We start from the raw sequence: 17,446 nt of genomic DNA on the forward strand, positions 1-17,446 counted from the left end.
TTTTGCTGCTGTCAATGTTTATTCGCCCTTTTAGCTGTTTTGTCGTTTTTATTCCCTTTGACGTTTTTATCAGACTGGTTTGCTTCAGCCTTCTGCCTTTGCTGATCTGTATGACCAGGTCCGGCAATTACATCTGCTGCATGTAAGAAGATGTTTTGATCTCTTGCTTTTCCTTTCTGGTAAACGCCCATCATGGCCGAAGACATGCCATCCAGGGATGCATCAAGCAGAAATTTGAAGAACGATTGCCACGATTCACGCTTCACGTTGACCGGACCTTTCCTGGAGGTTCCGTTTTTCCCCGGGTTGCCGTTTGGAAGCACGATGTTGGTCATAAAAGATATAAATCCCCTGCGCTTAAGCGTGTCGGCAGCTTCCTGCCTTTTGAGAAAGGCCAGTCTCAAATCTGAATAATACATGTCTACATGACCTTTACCCTCATATTCATCAAGCCTGAGCGACAGCTCAATTTTGTCTATTTTCCCCTGTTTCACTTCAATCAGGCCGAGCGGCGCAGACAGCACATTAAATGCGCGGGCATCCATTGTCCCAAGGGTGCTGCGAACCACAACAGTGGCCGTCTTGTTGACCAAATTAAAGGTATACCAGGTTTCCATACTTCCGGCATTCATCAGTCTGCTGCGGTTATGAACCCTGGTATAGGGGTCTGCACGTATGGCTCCGGCGTTATTTGTCAGGTTGTGGATCTCCGTCCGGCTGTGCCTGAAAGCCAGCGTCGATACCCGGTCGGTCTTGCCGCCTAAAATGCGGTAAAAGATGTCGCTATTTAAAATGCTGATCTTTTTGAATGTCAGGTCGAACGCAATGGTCTGAAACTTTTCCTGTGGGAAGGCATTTCGCCGGCTTTCCCGTTTAAGCGGCACATTGTAATTGGAATAAATTTCCACCCAGGCTTTGCTGATGATCTTATGATTTACAAACAACTGCTGATGGCGAATAAAACGCGTCAGATCAAGCCCTTCGTAACGAATACCATCGAACTTCCAGTGGTAGCGGTCCTTCGCGAATCCGGCCAGCTGGTGGAAACGGGCTTTGCTGTACCGGGGGATAACGGCGGCGTGGGCGATGGTTAGTTGCTTTTTATCAGGCCGTAAAGCGAGCTGCTGCGCAGTGATGTCGTAATAGCGATCTGGCGTTGTCATTCTGAATGAATCGATCCATATGGCCGTACGTGCTTTTTTGCCTTCGGCGGAAGGACTTGTTCTAACACCCCTGATAAAAATATTGAGGTTTTTAAGGTGATCTGTCTGCTGCCTGGATGCGTTATTGTTCACATATTGAAAGTCCAGGTTTTTTATGTCTATCGTGCTGATATGCATCCGGTTGAACAGCGCGCGGAAACTTTTGTACAGCAGGGACACTTCTGTTGCCTGGTTATTGTACGGACGGAGCTGGTTGGTAACCGCTACCGACGAATGATGAATATCAACCCGGCCGACCGTGAACCGTCTGCCCTGGGGCGTTTTTGTGAAGCCAAAATTGCTGAGTTCCATTTTGGCTACGCTGATGCGGCAGATGTTGTCGGGCGCCCGTTTGGCGGCGATTAACCTTTTGAGTAAAGCGGGATCCGGCGTCAGTTTGAAGCCTGTAACCGTTGCCTGGCCCGAATCAAGACTGATTTTAAAACCGGTATAACTAAGGCGGTACAGGCTGTCGCTCGCTTTTATGACCATGTCTTTTATTTGATCTTCAAGCAAAGGCTGCAGCTTGGGCTTCAGCGTTTTTTCTGCTTTGGTAACAACGCCTTGCCTTACATCCCGGTCAAACAAAAAGAGCGCAAAAAAAACAATACACACCACGGCAATCAATGCTGAGATGATAAGGGTTAAGGTCCGGATATTTTGTTTCCTGCGCGTGGTCATTACCCTGTTTAAGCAACGTAAGACTAAATAGTTTAAACTATTTTGTATTCAGGTAGTTACGGCGCCAGGGCAGGAGGGCGCGCCGCTTTATACGTATGGAGGGACGAAGTTTGGGTTTCATCTGGCGAGAAATACCGCAGCCTGGTCTACGATGTGGCGGCTACAGCCTGCCCAGACGGAAACTCTTTACGAACGTAGGCCGGGTCCCAGAACCGTTCGAGCTTCCAATTTAGTGGTTCAAACGACTTCGATAAGTTATGGATCAAATTCCAGTATCCATCTTTATCTAAATGTGTCCATCTGACCTTCGCAAAGTCTGTATTGTCTGTTACGCCGGCAATCTTGTTTAATAGGCGGCTGTCAATTGGCGGATGTATGACCTGGCTTTTTTCGCATTTGCCGTTGCTGCATAAGATTACTGAGGTTTTGAGGTAAATTGCAATAATTTTAGCGGCCCGGCCATATGAAACTTTTTTGCCGGTTGATTGATGAAGACTTTGCATGAGTAGCCTGCTCCACTGTTCATGCAGGCTCCTGAACTCATCTGGTGATGGTTTAGAATCACTCTCGGCAAATTTGCGCAATTCGGATTTTTCAATAGCCGTTTTAACGTTCTCAGTAGTTGTGAAATTTCTTGCTACCGCTCTGGCCGCTGTCCACACAGCGTAATTGTGTTTATGTTCTTCGAATGTATAACTCTCCATAATTTTGATAGCTCATAAGGATGGCATTATAATAGACTGAATCTAGCAATTATTATTAGATGTTTAAAACCGTCCGCTTGCTTAAGACTCACATTATTCTGTATGCTCTGCACTTTTTCTTAGATTGCGGCGCCTTACGTTTACTCGGCAACCGGAAGGTGTTTTAATTCATTGAATTATCTAATGATCCATGAAGGTATACCAATTTAAAGACCTTACAGTTAAGATATATAGTGATCATCACTACAACCGGAATTCTGCAGACAATCAATATGCCTATCTTCGAGAATATATTGGTGGAGAGACAGACCAGCATGACACAATATGCTGCGGGATAAGCTTAATGAAAGATTTGATAATTGAAAGTAATTGCATTTTGGTTTCCAGTGGTGGTGCTACAGCTGTAACGTCGACGTCATCTGCAATGAATGAAAATGAATTGCTTGTGTGTTGCGGAGACTCCGTGTTCTGCCTTGAGATTCCTTCTTTGAACCTGTTATGGATGAAAAAATGTGACCTAATTACATGTTTCCAAATATTTCATTATGATGGCGATTACATCATACACGGTGAAACACAGATCACGCGGCTGAATTCTCATGGCGATACCGTATGGGAGTTTATCGGTGGAGATATCTTCGTAAATTTAGAAAACGATAGTTTTGATATGACAAACGATAATATCATATTGCTGGATTTTTCCGGCGAAAGCTATACCATTGGCTTCGACGGGCAGTTAATCACTTAACACCATTGGACGGGGACCGGCATGATGGTCTCAATCACTTTCTGCAAATTTGCGCCGTTAGGCTTCCGCGATAGCTATTTTCATTTTTTATAACTTTCCAAAATTTTTGCTGATTTCAATGGTTTATAATCAGGCGGCCCTAAGAATAATCGATTATGGGAAACGATTAAATGCATCACCTGCCGACTGTCTGTGAACTAGAGCCATTCAATGTCGAGAACATCACGAAACCTATTCAGGCTACGTTCAGATAAAAATTTAAATGAGGCCTCTATCAACAGATATCTTAACATAACTATTTGTAATAGAGGGACAATAACAGACATTACTGAGAATTTTGCAGACCCCGCGAGTACAGCTGCGAAAGACGCGATGAGTGGAAGCACTAAAATTATAGTTAGAAGTACTTTAAACGGGTTGTTTATCTCGACGCGCACACAATTATGATCAGACGCGATTACTCCCTGTAGCACACAAAACGCCCCACTGCCAGGAACTGATGATATGATTTTAAATGTATTTCCGCTTATAATACCTCGAAATGATCTTGATGTATAGGCGGAGCTAAAACTGCTCAATTTTTCAGTGCGTCGTTCGAGCCTTTCCAATGTCTCAGCAGCAGAATTAATCAGTTTAAATTCCAGGTTTTTAGCAGGGAAGAGTTGTATCATCCGATAAAAATTTATACTGGCGATTGCTGAACATAAGTCATCATCTGATCAAAAATAATTTTGTTAGCTAAATTGCAGATATCTGTCGTTAATGCCAAATATATATGGTTCCGATTAGACTGCACAGTTCCTTAAAGGAAACAGAAGAGAGTCATGACCAATAACAAATCTAACGTAACGATACGGTTGCGATATCCGGAACTCCTGCCTGCGCGGCCGTTTTGATAAGTTGCTGTTTTTGTTCCGGCCCAAGTTTTCCAGCGTTTTTTATAATCTGCGCCAGCATGCTGTTATTATACATGAACGACAGGATCCACGTCCGTTTCTCTGCCTCAGATAATTTGGTAATCTGGTTTTTAATAGAGTTTTTAGCCATGTTGCTGCGAATGGCATTGCGCAAACTGATTACCTTTTCCTTTGCCGGTTTCGCCCGATGGTACATTTCCCAGTTCCAGGCAATGCCTGTTGCCAGCAAGTCTGAAACATAGGTGTCTTTCAAACCATAGGCCCGGGCGCGGGTATTGAAGTGATACATGGTTCGGGTACTGGAAAGGAAACTGCGCATTTTGCCTTTGTCCATGCTTTTGTTGGTTTGAAGCACCTGCTCAAATATCTTTTGCTCAAACTCACGAAAATGACTGAAACCAAGGTACACGTAATCGGCATTGGCTGCTTTGGTCGCGCCGCTGCTTTTTGATGTCGCTGCAAACGCGTTACTCATAACGCTTTGTGTAAGCGCCGTGTATCCATGGCCCATGCCGAGGCTCGCACTGGCCGAAGGGTCGTACTGAGCAGATGCACTGCGTGCGATAAAAAGTAGTGTAACTGATAAGATCCGGAATCTGATAATTAGGTTTCTCATAGGTAATTTCTGGTTCGGTATAAATGGCGCGCGATTGGTGATAGCTCGCTATACTCGGGTTGCAGGATCAATCCTTCTAAGATAAACGTTTCAGTCGAAAGGTTATTTCAATTGTCAGCCTGCTGCTTTTTGTCACAATTTTTCTCTGTCCAGCCCTCAAATGTACCGATCCGTCACATTTACATTTTTGATTGGTCAGATCTGCTATCCTTGTCGCAACAGTAACAAATCTCTTCCACATGATTATGCCCAGGCTTTTTTTTATCTTATTGATTCTGCTAATGCCCGGTTTGATGTCGTCATACGCTCAAAAGTTCAGTACATATAAAACTGAATTTCAAGGAGCAGAATACCGTGTTGACCCGCGAATCGAACTTTTTAATATTGTCTGCATGTTGTTTGGTCACAACGGCATGACGCAGCACAACATTACATACAAACAACAGGCGCTTGACAGGTTTTCGCCCTACAAAAAGCATCCGGTGGTTGATTCGGTACTGAACACCTTCCGCAAAGGCTGGACGATCGACGACCCGGTCTTTTTCATGCTTTGCCTTGATAAAAAATTTAAGCTCAGGGAAGGCTTAAGCCATGAACAGCTTAGTCGCGGCGGAGGGGCCGGGCGTTTGCAGGAACTGGCGCGTTTGTTTCAAGACTTTGTGCTGAAGACCGGCTTCGATGACTGGTTCAACAACACACAGCGCCCTTTTTACCAGCAGGTTATCGCGGAAACAGCCTATAATTTCAGGTCTTTCGGGCCGGTAAGACCCCTGGAAGCGTACTTTGGTGAGCGGCACCGGAGTTATACCGTAATCCTGAACCTGCTTTCAGGCTATGGTAATTTTGGTCGCGCATTCGCAGGCCGTGGTTCGTCAGACTTATATGCGGTCGTAGAAACTACATCGGCGTCGGCCGGGAGGCCGGTTTTTACACCCAGCATCTCTGTTTTCAACCTGATTGTTCACGAATTCGGCCATGGTTTCGTTAACCCGGCGCTGGACCCGTTGATTGCCGGGGCAGACGCTTACAGCTGGTTATATGAGCCTATTGCCGGCGACATGAAACGGGCCGGTTATCAATCCTGGCGCAGTACAGTGTACGAAACTGTTGTACCCGCTATCGTTTGCCGTATTGCCCGGATAACATTTGGCGAAGAATTCGCCAGGAAAAATTTTTATAATCCGACCGTGGCAAGAGGCTTTATTTACGCAGATGTGATCATCAATAAGCTCAGGGAATATGAAGCATGCCGTAAGCAGTATCCTGATTTCAGAAGTTTTGCGCCTGAGTTACTGACCGTCTTTGCTTCGGTTAAAAAAGAAGATATTGACTTTATGCTCAAAAAAATAGATTCTATAAGGAAACCGGTGGTCGACAGGATACCCAAACCCTATGATTTTGCCCGCAATAATTCCACGTTTTTTATTTTAGGTACGCATGAACCCGACAAGCAGGCTGAAAGTGCGATGCATGCATGGGTAAAAAAATACAGGGACGTGATTTCCGGCGATAGCCCGCTGATTACAGATGATGAGGCCTTGAAACTTGACCTGCGCGGTCGCGACCTGGTTGTGTTCGGTACGCCTGCCGGAAATTTTTTATTGAAGCGCTATATGTCACAGGTGCCGGTGGTGATTGAGCAGGACGGAATCAGTGCAAACCAGAAAATAGCCGGGCAAAACCTGCAGCTTGTAACGAGCTGGCCAAACCCGGCGGACAGCAAAAAAACGATGGTTATCTATACCGCGCAACAAACAGCCGATATCGTGAACTTTCACTATTCACCAAACAAGGACCAGTATGGTTATTGGATAGCTCAGAACACCATCACCCTGGACAGGGGCGAGTATGTAAACCACTGTGGAATCTGGACCTGCGACCCTTCGAGGTAGGATTTGTGGCTGAGGCTGTAAAACTGGGTACGTAGTACTCAACGAGATCAATGAAAAAGGAAGAAGGATGAAAGACCGCTGGCTGAGTTGAGTCAGGAATAATGAGTAAGCCTAACCCCTCACTACGCAATAACCGGCTGGGGTTTTGCACTGTCTCAAGACTCAAGTATCCTATCTCAAATCTACAGAAATCCATTGGCTTCTTTTTAGACCGCAATTCCCAACGGGTCATTCAGAGCGGAGCGAAGAATCTGACTTGTAATTTCGAGCCAGATCCTTCCGCCGCTCCGCTCTGTCTGTATCAACGGGAGCCAGCAACCACGAATCATGAGTCAGGACCTGGACGAAGAACCCCTCGCTTTGCCAAGCCCGACCAACGTCCCTCCACGCCGTCATTCCGAAGCGCGTTTACTAAATCCCTTTCTTCGGTTATTCAACGGTGAGGGATCTGCGCGATAATGCAGTTGCGACCGTTTTGTTCGCACGACCAAAAGAAGAAGAAACAAGCACAAAAGACCCGTCTAAGTTAAAAGTGGAAAGTAAAAAGTCTAAAATCTGGGCTGTCATGTCCCTCAATGGCCGCTAGGGTAACCGGCCGAGGGGTTTTTGCGCCCTGTCTAAATACTCAAATCTCATATCTCAAATCTTCAAAAACGAACTACGAATACCTTTATACTATCAAAAATCTCAATCTCCACAAGCCACCTATTGGCATGGTTGTAGCCGTACTTCAGACAAACGGCACAACAGATGAAAAAATTAACAGTTCCCAGGATCAGGCAACATATTCAGCGTCTTTCTGAAGGCGGATTCAGGCAGATCTTCGACCGGATCGACCAGTTGGGAATTAAACGGGGCGTTGATGAAATGGGCATTGATAAATTCATTAACCAGTGTGCCCTGATGGCTGCCGGTTCGGGACTTATTACAGGTGTTGGCGGATTAGGTTCCATGGTCATCGGCATTCCGCTTGATATCATCAACCTTATTACACAACAGTTCCGTGTTACACTCGCCATTTCATATCACGAAACGGGCAGCTACAAAGTTCGTTTTGATGATTTCTTCAAAATCATTTCCCGGTCGCTCAAAGCAGATACAAAACTGGCCCTTAGTAAAAATATCATGGAAGAGGTGGCCGAAAAACTGCTGCTCTCGGCCGGATCAAAAACGTACCAGCGCCTGGTGCCCATCGTAGGCGGCATTGTTGGCGGAACGGTGAATTATTATTTCATTAAAGGCGTGGCAAAGACATTGAGGGAGGGGTGATGAACTGTCTATTAAACTTTTTCCTTTGATAGCGAAACACGGTTGTTTGGGGTTTGGTTAGATATCTTTACTTATTGCAAAAGTATTTTATGGCTGACGCAATTGGCATTTCACTATAACTTTTCTGCACTTTGATTTTGGCATTATAGAATAGCTTGCAACGCCAATTCAACTTAAAATCCATCTGAATTCGTTATGTTCTGCTATTCATGCGCCAAATGGTCGATTACAATTTACCGTTTATTCTGATCAACCAGCGCATCTATATCACCCGGCTGTAACTGATGGATGTGATTGAAGATAACGGGTAAAAAATCGCTGAAGGTTGGATACTTCTTTCTGCTGTTTTCGTAAGTCGTAGCTAACTGCTCGAGCACTGGTAAAAGGATAAAGCCGGATTCCTGAATATGTAATTTTCTCAGCCTATTGGCTTCCTTTTCATCCTTCATAGACATTGCTATTCTGATTTCTCCTAGGCGCACAAGGTGTTCGGTCAGACAGATTTCCCAGTTGCCGATATAAGAGTTCTCTAGCGATTTGGCCAGTTTCGTCGTAAATAGCATGGAATCGCGAAGCACCAGATGTTTGAATTTTGCAAGCTGCGGGTTAACAAACGAATGACCTACTTCGTGCACGGTCAGCAGACGTGTTACGCCGGGGTTATCAAAACCAAAACGGTAATAATCCTCTAACTTTGCTTCCAGCGGCAGTTGAACGCTTGAGCTAAACACCATGGCGGAAACGCTGCCGTTCGGACTGGTCAGCATCGGCCCAAAAGCACGGTAATTGTCGTCGCCCTCTGTGATTGGCATTCCAGGCATGAGATATAATTCATATCCCGCAAAACTTTGCCCGTACCATTTTTCCATATAAGGGAATACGCCGGTATTGATGTCTTTGCGGGCTTCGGCGATTGCACCATGGAAAAAAGTGCGATGATCAGAAAGATATTTTCCGACTTGGGCCTTTCGATAAAACACTGACAGGCTGTCGGTTAATTCCAGTACCAGCGTTTTTGAGCCGGGGTAGGCCTGCTCATTAAAGACCGGCAGATCTTTTGGAACAGGCCACCGGAATCCGGCCTTCGGAAACTCATTTCTGTACAGAAGATATTCAAGCTGTGGCGAATTATCATGTTGAACATCCCGAAGCTGCCGTAAAATCTCAGCGATGCGTTTTATGAGCGGTGTGTCCTTCCACCGTGAAAAATGTTGCCGGGCAAAATATACGACCGGTTGATGTGCGAATTCCGATTCCTTATTGCTGAAAACGTAATGTCCAATGTGCTCAATAGCCAGTTTTTCTGCTATGAAATAAGTCTCGATGTTGGTGTTTACTGCAATGGTCACCTTTTTAGTGAGCTGCCGTTTTATCTGCGATGCTGCTGTAAATGATAACCCGGTCAGTATGAGTAAAATTGCTATGCGGTTCATAACAACGTTAGACGATCGGCTGCCAAAGTTGGTTGCATGAGTGGTGAATGTCGACAAAAAAAGTTCGTGTTATCGCGTTGTATCTCGAAAATTCAGGTGTTGCATTTATGTAGCGTTTGCCGGTAGAAATAATTACGTTAAACCCTCCAATAGTAGTCAGATTATGATAAAAGCGCTAGCTTAGTCGCATGATATCCGGCTGATGCAAAAAAAGACTTTAAAAGAATTCAGGCTGTCCAAGCAGCTTTCGCAACAGGAACTTGCCAACCTTTCCGGCATCTCCCTGCGAACGATTCAGCGAATTGAAAAAGGCGAATCGCCGGGAAGCCCATACGTTATACGTACGCTTTGTACAGCGCTTGGCGTTTCGCCGGAAGAATTACTGGTCGCCGATGCTGCATCGCTCCGCGCAGCACCAGATGCGGCTGCTGAGCCTGAAAAATTTGAAGAAAATAACGCGCCGGTCGGTTCAGGCAACCGGTACGTAAAGTTCATTAATTTCAGCGCGCTATTGGTCCTATTATTCCCCTTTGCCAATCTTGTTGCCGTGCCCGCGGTCTACTTGTTATCAAAGCGCAACATTCGGGCTGCCAACGATCAGGACGACGCGCATCGCATTATCAGCTATCAGATTATCTGGAGCGCCGCAGTTGCGTCATTGCTGATTCTGACGCCGCTGGCCGATTATCTGATCTGGCACATCGGCGACATTCTTGAAATTCCCCTGTTCTTATGGGTATATCTCGCTGCGCTCTTTGTCCACCTTTTTCTCACCTTATCTATCGCACGGCGGTTAAGCAAAAAGTTAAATGTCAGCACCTCATTTCCTAACTTTTTTTAACAGATGACACAGTCCGGCGTAAAAAAGTCATAAAAGTGGCGGTCGGCAGGGCAGATCTTTAGCCCGGGGGCGATTAGCTTTGCAAAAAACTTACGATATGCCCCGCAAAAATCTACTAACTGTTTTCTTTGCCCTGCTGATGCTGAATAGAACTGTCTCGGCACAAAATCGCCTGCCGGATTCTGTGGAACAGAGGATCCGGATTGGTCTGCTCGGCTTTAAAGAACGTTACCACGCGCCAAGCCTGGTATTTATCCTGGTCCATCAGGATCAGATCTTATTCTCCGATGCCCTGGGTTATACAAATATCGAGCGAAAGACCGCTGCAAGTATAGACTCCCGGTATCAGCTGCAGTCGGTAAGCAAATTATTCACGGCGACACTGGCCATGAAACTCCGCGAAAAGGGCATCGTTGATCTGGATGATGACATCAGAAAATTCGTCCCTGAATTCGAAGCCGGCAACCGCCGGGATTCCTTTTCTGGTACTTCGCTGCTTCAATTACTTACACATTCGTCCGGTTTACCCAGAAACGCCGGTGCCGATGTTGGTTTCGCCAGGCAGGTGCAGGAGTTTCAGCTTACCGGACGTGTGCGTGGCCAGATCCAGGCAGCAACGCAGTCAGAATTTCTCCGGTCGCTCCGGAAAATTCCCCGGCCCTATGCTGCGTATGAGTTTTTACCGGTGGATAGCAGACATTATTCAAACATGGGTTATACCTTACTGGGCATCGGTTTAGGCAGAGCCGCCAGGGCAAATTTTGAAGATGCTGTCATGAGTGAGATCTGCAAGCCGCTTGGTATGGCCGATTCGGGGTTCGGCACTGTAAGTAGTTCAACAAACACGATTGCAACCGGGTATAGTTATAACAACAACACAGTATCCTATATCCGGACACCGGATTTCATTGTCCATGCAAGCACGCCGGCTGCCGGGATGTATTCAACAGGCAGAGATCTGGCTAAATTTATAAGCGCCCAGTTTCCGCGGCAGCAAAACCTGTTATCGCAGCATACAATCCGCATGATGCAGTCGCTCGGTATAGGCTGGCAGCGCGCATACCCGTTCGTAAAACATGAAGGCGCCATGCTGGGCGCCAGGACGGAAGTTGTAATTCATCCCGGGCACCAGCTGGGTTGGGCTGTGCTGACCAATGTTACTGATTTTGAGTTCAACCGGCTGAATGATTATATCGCTTCATTGCTGTTGCCACTATTTACCAAACCTCCGGTGCTGGATATGAATGACTATGTGGGCGATTATTATTTGGAAGGCCGTACCGACACATTAAGGATATATCAGAAAGATGGCAAGCTCTATTCTACGTACCTGGAAGATATTTTGCCCGATGAGCCGCTGAATTGGGCCGGTGCAAATACGCTGAAGGCAACCGGCACAAACGGTCACCCGGTTATCTATAACTTCGTGGCAGTTGCCGGAAAGATCTGCCTGCTTAACCTTGACCAGCTTACCTGGGTGAAAAAGTAAACGGGTTCGACACCTGGTGCAGTTTACGCGATGTGTTTAGCTTCCAGCGGATAACTCAATATAGTGATGTGCCATCCCCGACAGGAAAACATTACAGGCGATACCACAGCCCGGCTATTTAGAGGTTGGGACGACTAAATGACCTTGTAAAGTATGATATTCATAGTCTGAATTTTCTGTACTAATACATGTATAACGTGCGCCGGATAATACATATCTTCAAGAACTTAAATCTTAAACCATGTTAACAGCTATTCATCCGAAACTGCCCATGCGGAACAAAGCGGCAACGGTTAACTATTATGTCGATCAGCTCGGATTTAGGCTGTGCGGATCAGGTGATTACCACGATTACCTGATGTTGAAGAAAGACGCAATTGAGCTGCATTTTTTTCTTTACGAAAACCTGGATCCGAATGAAAATTATGGTCAGGTTTACATCCGCACAGATGCGATTGAAACCTTTTATCATGATTTGTTGAGTCGCCGGATAAAGATCCACCCGAACGGCCCCTTGCATAAAAAACCCTGGGGTCAGCTGGAGTTTTCGCTACTTGATCCGGACAATAACCTGCTAACCTTTGGTGAGGCGGTAAAATGAACGTAGTATGGTTCAATAGAAGCTTTCACTGAAGGGCATGGCTCTGTTTAGATATTTCGAAAGATATAAAAGAACGCAGACGCCGAAAAAGACATACGCAAATACTTTTAGAGGCTTGCAGAAAAAACGTCTGTGATAATTCTTAGCTTTATGATCAGCTCTAAGTTTGCTCAATTCTGCTAACCTCAACGAATTTTCCTATGACACACCATACTTCCATTACGCCTTTTTTAACCGTTAAAGATGCCAAACGCGCATTGAAATTTTACACCGATGGCTTTGGTGCAAAAATTACCGATCGGGAAGAAACGCCCGATGGTTTTACTACCGGCAAGGTCATTATTGACGGTGCGGCATTTTGGGTCGGCGATGAACAGCCTGAATATGGTAACGAAGCTCCGAAAACGGCAGGGCAAAGTGGCGTGCGACTCATTTTAATCGCCGGTGATCCGGATGCGCTCTTTGACGCCGCTATACGGGCCGGGGCAACGGAAATCTGCCCGGTAACGGTAGAGGAGTCCTGGAAAATAGGCAAGCTGGCTGATCCGTTTGGTCATGTCTGGGAAATTGGAAAGCCGCTTTAAATACGGTACGTATAGATTATTGAAACTTTCAGGTCAGTCAGGGTGTCCGCCGTCCGCAATGGCGCTGCCTGTGCATGCATTACCTGGTAAAAAATAAGGGGAGGCCCCCCTTATTTCTCCTCGGTAGTTGCTGCCTGCTGCGGCACGGTTACGTCTATCTTTGGTGCGCCTGCACGTGCTGCGGCGACTGATTTGCCCACATCGCCCAGGCCTTTGCTTTCGTAAATCTTCATGGCAGTAACGACATCGATCGCCTGACGTGTCTGCTCTTCCGGAATGGGTACGAACGACAGGAAATTCAAGGTTACACCCTTGCTTTTCAGCAGGCCGTTCACTTCCTTCAGCAGATCAGATTCAAAATCGTTCTGATTAAACTCAACGATATCCTCATTGATCAGCAGGTTCCTGGCCACTTCCTTGATACGTTTGTCGATGACGGAGTTTTCTGCCGTTTCGTATGCTTTAGCACTATTCACATCATCGTCACTTTCACTATTCATTTTACCCAGGTACTTGGCCTCCCCGATGTACAACTTCGCATCAGTAATGGAGTAATCGTAAGTAACCTCGATCTTCGCCATGACCCGGTTTTTAAAGGCGCTCTTGAAGATACTTTCGCCCTGCATCGGATAGTCAGGTATGGTAACTTTGTACGAGCACATACCCACGCCCTTTGGCACGGTCTCACCCGCCTTAATGAGTTGCCAGCTCACCCCACAATCTGAGGTATAGAGCGTTTGAACGTTGGACTGTGCCCTGTCACAGGCGGTAGCTGCGAAGGCAACGGCAGCGAGAACTGTTAATTTGGTAAGCCTATTCATTTATATAGATTTTTTATAATAAGACATAATTTATAAGCGGCTAAGATGACCAGGACCGGAAAAAGCCCAAGCAGCACAGTCATGAACAGACCAGCATGCTCATAATAACGGCCCGAGATATACATATCATACCAGAAGTTGATCAGGCATATAGCTACTATAGCCACAACCACATAAAGCGCAATTTTCATTTATACTATGAAGGTAACATTTCCATGCAAATAGCAACTTTTTAGACCGCCTAATATTCGGAAATTTATTATGTAGTACATAATATTTATTTTAGTAATCAAATCAAACATCTAATCGAAAAAGTAAGCATAAAATACTGTGATAGTTAATGAAGTTCCCGGCCGCTTGCCAGGTCTGATCGTCGGAACGGCAATTTTTTTCCTAATGAACCTCGCAGTGGGGCACCATAAACTGTTCGCGCAGAAAAAAAATGTGCTATTTATTGTCGTAGACGACCTGCGCCCGGCACTAGGGTGTTATGGCGACAGCGCTGCGTCGACGCCACATATCGACCAGCTGGCTTCGCGGGGTACAATATTTACGCAGGCGTATTGCCAGCAGGCAGTCTGTGCGCCTTCGCGGGCATCGTTCATGACGGGAAGAAAGCCTGATCGCAGCAGGGTCTGGAACCTCGATACACATTTCAGAAAGGCCCTGCCTGATGTTGTTACCCTGCCTCAGTATTTCAAAAATCAGGGTTATTATACGCGTCAGATAGGGAAGATCTATCATGATCCCGCCTCTGCACAGGATCCGGCATCATGGAGCGTCGCCTCACTGTTCGGGATTACCACCAATACAGGGAAATATGTTCTGGACTCGAACCTTAAGCATGCACCAAAAGCTTTGGTTGCGGAAGCCGCAGACGTGGCAGACAGCGCTTACATTGACGGCATGGTTGCAGCGGCCGCGGTTAAGGAATTGGCGGCGGCAGATAAACCGTTTTTCCTGGCAGTTGGCTTTCGCAGGCCGCACCTGCCATTCAGTGTACCACATACATACTGGCAGCGGTTGGCCCGGAACAGTTTTCCGGCGGCAGCCGATACCGGAAAGGCGATCGGTGTGCCGGCTTTTTCCCTGCATCATTCTGCGGAACTTCGGGGTTATACCGATATCCCGGACCTGGGGCCGATAGATGCGCAGTTGTCGGCGCGCCTGATCAGGGGGTATTACACATCTGTAACCTTTGTCGATGAACAGATAGGCAAAATCATGGCGCAGTTGAAGGCCAGCGGACTCGACAAGAATACGATCGTCGTGCTGCTGAGCGATCACGGTTTTCATCTCGGCGAGCACGGGATGTGGGGCAAGACTACAAATTCAAAGATCGATACCCGGGTGCCGCTGATCGTTGTTGATCCTGCTATTTCCAGACAGCCAAGGAGTTCTCAGCAGGTTGTACAACTTGTTGACCTGTATGCTACGCTCGCGCAACTTTGTGATTTGCCCGAACCGGTAACAGACGGCCGGAGCCTGCTGCCGCTTTTGAAAGGCCGAAAGTTCAGGGAAACCGGCCTTGCATTTAGCCAGTTTCCCGGAAACATGAAATTCAAAGAACGCCCGGAAGTGATGGGCTATGCGGTTCATAGCACAAATTTTGGCTATACTGAATGGATTGACCTGGCGTCGGATACAATTCTTGCCCGCGAATTATATGACTACCGTAAAGATCCCGCTGAGCATGTAAATCTGGCGCAAAATCCGGCGTATAGAAAACAATTAAAAGCTTTCAGCCGCTCCATCCGAAAATATCGCCGCTAGTCCTGCTGATCAGGCCTTGCTGTAGACAAGCAGGACCAGGCCGCTGGGGAATGATTTACAGCGCTCAAGCTTTAATGATTGCCAGCTCTCGCGCGCTGAGAAAACGGGTTCACCTTTACCAAGGGCAACCGGATTTACAAAAAAGTGGAATTCATCAATAAGCCCTTCAGCGATGAGGTTCGAAACGAATTCTGTTCCGCCATATACGATGATGTCTTTGCCGGCTTCAGCCTTAAGCTGTCTTACGCTATCGCCAAGATCCCCGGCCGATATTTCGGTATTCTCCCATTCAGCCTGTGTAAGCGTCTTCGAAAAAATGATCTTCCGTGCGGCAACGATTCGCTCAGCAAATGCATGCATCGGGTCAGCCGGATTTTTCAGTGTTTCAGTCCAGTAGGGGATGTAATCAACAGCCAGTTTCCTGCCGATCAGTATGGTGTCAGTCGAATCACCCAGGGCAAGGACATCATTGTAGATGTCTTCGAGTGCCCATGTAACCCATTCCTGCGGATCATTCGGTCCTGCAGATGCAAACCCATCTACAGATACATGCATTTGTAATTTTAGTTTTCTCATATCGGTGGGATTAATTGTGCAATGATGATTGCAGCCAGGCAGCAAGCCTGGCGAACGTAGCGCCGAAACCGGTTTGCATGCTATCTGCAATGGAGGCGAAGCCGGAAAGTTCTGCCGGGTCAGAAGACATTGGCGTCCCGGTCATGGCGAGCGTAGTCTGCCCGTCTTTCTCGCTAAAACGCAATACGTAATAAATTTCTTTTGGTAACCGGATGTCGAAAGGTGCATGGATCACCTGGCCATTGGCGTCAGTAAATGCGTTGCTGAATTCGAGCAGCACGTTCTGTTCGATTTTCGAGAACAGAAACCGCCCGTAACTTGCCACCCCATTGTATTCCATGCGGTACCTGAAGGTCCCCCCAGGTTTGAAGTCAAGTGAGATCACACTGTTCACGCTTTCAGCAGGTCCCCACCAGGCGTTCAGTGCTTCGGGATCCTGAAAGGCCTGGAATACGGCACTTACCGGGGCGTTGAAGTTTTGTGAAAATCTGAATACTTCGTTACTACTTTCGTGGAGGTTATTTGTTTTCATGATTGTCTGTTTTGATTCGTGTCAGGTAGTTATCAAGCGATTTGAATTTCTGCTGCCAGAACTTCCGGTTTTCGTCTATCCAGGTGCTTACCTCGTCAAGTTTGTCAAGGCGCACTTCACAATACCTTTCGCGTCCTTGTTTGCTTATCGATAGTAAGCCACATTCCTGCAGGATTTTTACATGAAGTGATACGGCCTGGCGGCTCACCTCAAACTGGTCGGCAATTGCATTTACATTCAGCGCCGGACGGCGGGCAAGCAATTCAATAATTTGCCGGCGGGTAGGGTCGGCTATACCCTGAAATATGTCTCTTCGTAATTCCATTTGCAAGCATTTGATTGCAAATATATGCGCAAGCATCCGATTGCGCAAATAAATTATTTTTTTAGGATTTGTAATAGGGGCATCGTAGCTTGAGATGCCCGGATGAATCGTATTTATGTGGGTTTTACCTACAGGCGGGTGTCTAGACGACGGTTTTGCCAGATTACTGCCATTGATAGGTGCGGACCGGCCTTGTATCTTCTCGCCGCAGAAAAGTATTAAAAGTCTTGCACTGTTTTAATGAGGTTGGAAAGAGCCAAGGAGGGGAACTCTTTGGGAATAAGGAGCAACGAATCATGAACCAAGACCATGGCGTGTACATCCCTGAATAAGGTTGACCGTTTTAGTGATTCTTTTGATTGTTAAAAATAGTTAAGACAGGCCTGTTTTCCAAGCTTAATAATTCCCATCTTTCCTGAAAGCGAACTGGGCTTATCATCCC

At 46.5% G+C, this 17,446-nt stretch carries 17 protein-coding genes; 8 read left to right on the forward strand and 9 right to left on the reverse strand.

Annotated features, from left to right (window positions below):
* Nucleotides 1-11 precede the first annotated feature (11 nt).
* On the reverse strand, nt 12-1,883 hold the full coding sequence (locus EJV45_RS07970; RefSeq protein WP_129715147.1) for a hypothetical protein: 1,872 nt from the start codon (nt 1,881-1,883) through the stop codon (nt 12-14).
* A 146-nt stretch (nt 1,884-2,029) separates the two neighbouring features.
* Nucleotides 2,030-2,587 (reverse strand): hypothetical protein, encoded by a 558-nt coding sequence (locus EJV45_RS07975; protein WP_129715148.1) that lies wholly within the window; start codon nt 2,585-2,587, stop codon nt 2,030-2,032.
* Between the two features lie 190 nt (nt 2,588-2,777).
* On the opposite strand from EJV45_RS07975, the gene EJV45_RS07980 reads away from it, so the two are divergent.
* Nucleotides 2,778-3,335 (forward strand): hypothetical protein, encoded by a 558-nt coding sequence (locus EJV45_RS07980; protein ID WP_129715149.1) that lies wholly within the window; start codon nt 2,778-2,780, stop codon nt 3,333-3,335.
* An 840-nt stretch (nt 3,336-4,175) separates the two neighbouring features.
* Here the strand turns inward: EJV45_RS07980 and EJV45_RS07985 are convergent.
* Complete coding sequence (locus tag EJV45_RS07985) at nt 4,176-4,868, reverse strand: hypothetical protein (RefSeq protein WP_129715150.1); 693 nt, start codon at nt 4,866-4,868, stop codon at nt 4,176-4,178.
* A 293-nt stretch (nt 4,869-5,161) separates the two neighbouring features.
* Between EJV45_RS07985 and EJV45_RS07990 the strand changes: the two genes are divergently transcribed.
* Both EJV45_RS07990 and EJV45_RS07995 read left to right on the forward strand, forming a co-directional pair.
* Nucleotides 5,162-6,760, forward strand: a complete 1,599-nt coding sequence (locus tag EJV45_RS07990) for a DUF4932 domain-containing protein (RefSeq protein ID WP_255466184.1) — start codon at nt 5,162-5,164, stop codon at nt 6,758-6,760.
* A gap of 750 nt (nt 6,761-7,510) precedes the next feature.
* Entirely contained in the window at nt 7,511-8,029 is a 519-nt protein-coding gene (locus EJV45_RS07995; RefSeq protein ID WP_129715152.1) for a hypothetical protein, read from the forward strand.
* A gap of 233 nt (nt 8,030-8,262) precedes the next feature.
* Here EJV45_RS07995 and EJV45_RS08000 read toward each other — a convergent pair whose 3' ends face one another.
* Nucleotides 8,263-9,462, reverse strand: a complete 1,200-nt coding sequence (locus EJV45_RS08000; protein ID WP_129715153.1) for a DUF4932 domain-containing protein — start codon at nt 9,460-9,462, stop codon at nt 8,263-8,265.
* 202 nt (nt 9,463-9,664) lie between these two features.
* Here EJV45_RS08000 and EJV45_RS08005 point away from each other — a divergent pair, with 202 nt between their 5' ends.
* The 4 genes from EJV45_RS08005 (at nt 9,665) to EJV45_RS08020 (ending at nt 12,977) form a co-directional block, all read left to right on the forward strand.
* Complete coding sequence (locus tag EJV45_RS08005; protein ID WP_129715154.1) at nt 9,665-10,303, forward strand: helix-turn-helix domain-containing protein; 639 nt, start codon at nt 9,665-9,667, stop codon at nt 10,301-10,303.
* Between the two features lie 184 nt (nt 10,304-10,487).
* Nucleotides 10,488-11,792, forward strand: a complete 1,305-nt coding sequence (locus tag EJV45_RS08010; protein ID WP_165305014.1) for a serine hydrolase — start codon at nt 10,488-10,490, stop codon at nt 11,790-11,792.
* 241 nt (nt 11,793-12,033) lie between these two features.
* On the forward strand, nt 12,034-12,393 hold the full coding sequence (locus EJV45_RS08015; RefSeq protein ID WP_129715156.1) for a VOC family protein: 360 nt from the start codon (nt 12,034-12,036) through the stop codon (nt 12,391-12,393).
* Nucleotides 12,394-12,593: 200 nt separating this feature from the next.
* On the forward strand, nt 12,594-12,977 hold the full coding sequence (locus EJV45_RS08020) for a VOC family protein (protein ID WP_129715157.1): 384 nt from the start codon (nt 12,594-12,596) through the stop codon (nt 12,975-12,977).
* Between the two features lie 110 nt (nt 12,978-13,087).
* Here the strand turns inward: EJV45_RS08020 and EJV45_RS08025 are convergent, their stop codons facing one another.
* On the reverse strand, nt 13,088-13,798 hold the full coding sequence (locus EJV45_RS08025; protein ID WP_129715158.1) for a hypothetical protein: 711 nt from the start codon (nt 13,796-13,798) through the stop codon (nt 13,088-13,090).
* A complete protein-coding gene (locus EJV45_RS08030) occupies nt 13,795-13,989 on the reverse strand; it encodes a hypothetical protein (RefSeq protein ID WP_129715159.1) in 195 nt (64 codons plus the stop codon). The genes EJV45_RS08025 and EJV45_RS08030 overlap by 4 nt, the downstream gene beginning before the upstream one ends.
* A 205-nt stretch (nt 13,990-14,194) precedes the next feature.
* Between EJV45_RS08030 and EJV45_RS08035 the strand changes: the two genes are divergently transcribed.
* A complete protein-coding gene (locus EJV45_RS08035; protein ID WP_129715160.1) occupies nt 14,195-15,571 on the forward strand; it encodes a sulfatase in 1,377 nt (458 codons plus the stop codon).
* Nucleotides 15,572-15,580: 9 nt separating this feature from the next.
* On the opposite strand, the gene EJV45_RS08040 is transcribed toward EJV45_RS08035, so the two are convergent.
* From EJV45_RS08040 to EJV45_RS08050, 3 genes are read right to left on the reverse strand one after another with little or no spacing between them, the layout of a single operon-like run.
* On the reverse strand, nt 15,581-16,147 hold the full coding sequence (locus EJV45_RS08040) for a dihydrofolate reductase family protein (RefSeq protein ID WP_129715161.1): 567 nt from the start codon (nt 16,145-16,147) through the stop codon (nt 15,581-15,583).
* Between the two features lie 10 nt (nt 16,148-16,157).
* Nucleotides 16,158-16,679, reverse strand: a complete 522-nt coding sequence (locus EJV45_RS08045) for an SRPBCC domain-containing protein (RefSeq protein ID WP_129715162.1) — start codon at nt 16,677-16,679, stop codon at nt 16,158-16,160.
* A complete protein-coding gene (locus tag EJV45_RS08050) occupies nt 16,666-17,004 on the reverse strand; it encodes a helix-turn-helix transcriptional regulator (RefSeq protein WP_129715163.1) in 339 nt (112 codons plus the stop codon). The genes EJV45_RS08045 and EJV45_RS08050 overlap by 14 nt, the downstream gene beginning before the upstream one ends.
* Nucleotides 17,005-17,446: the final 442 nt, after the last annotated feature.

It is taken from the genome of Pedobacter sp. SYP-B3415, from assembly GCF_004138205.1.
In the GTDB taxonomy this organism is placed as follows: domain Bacteria; phylum Bacteroidota; class Bacteroidia; order Sphingobacteriales; family Sphingobacteriaceae; genus Pedobacter.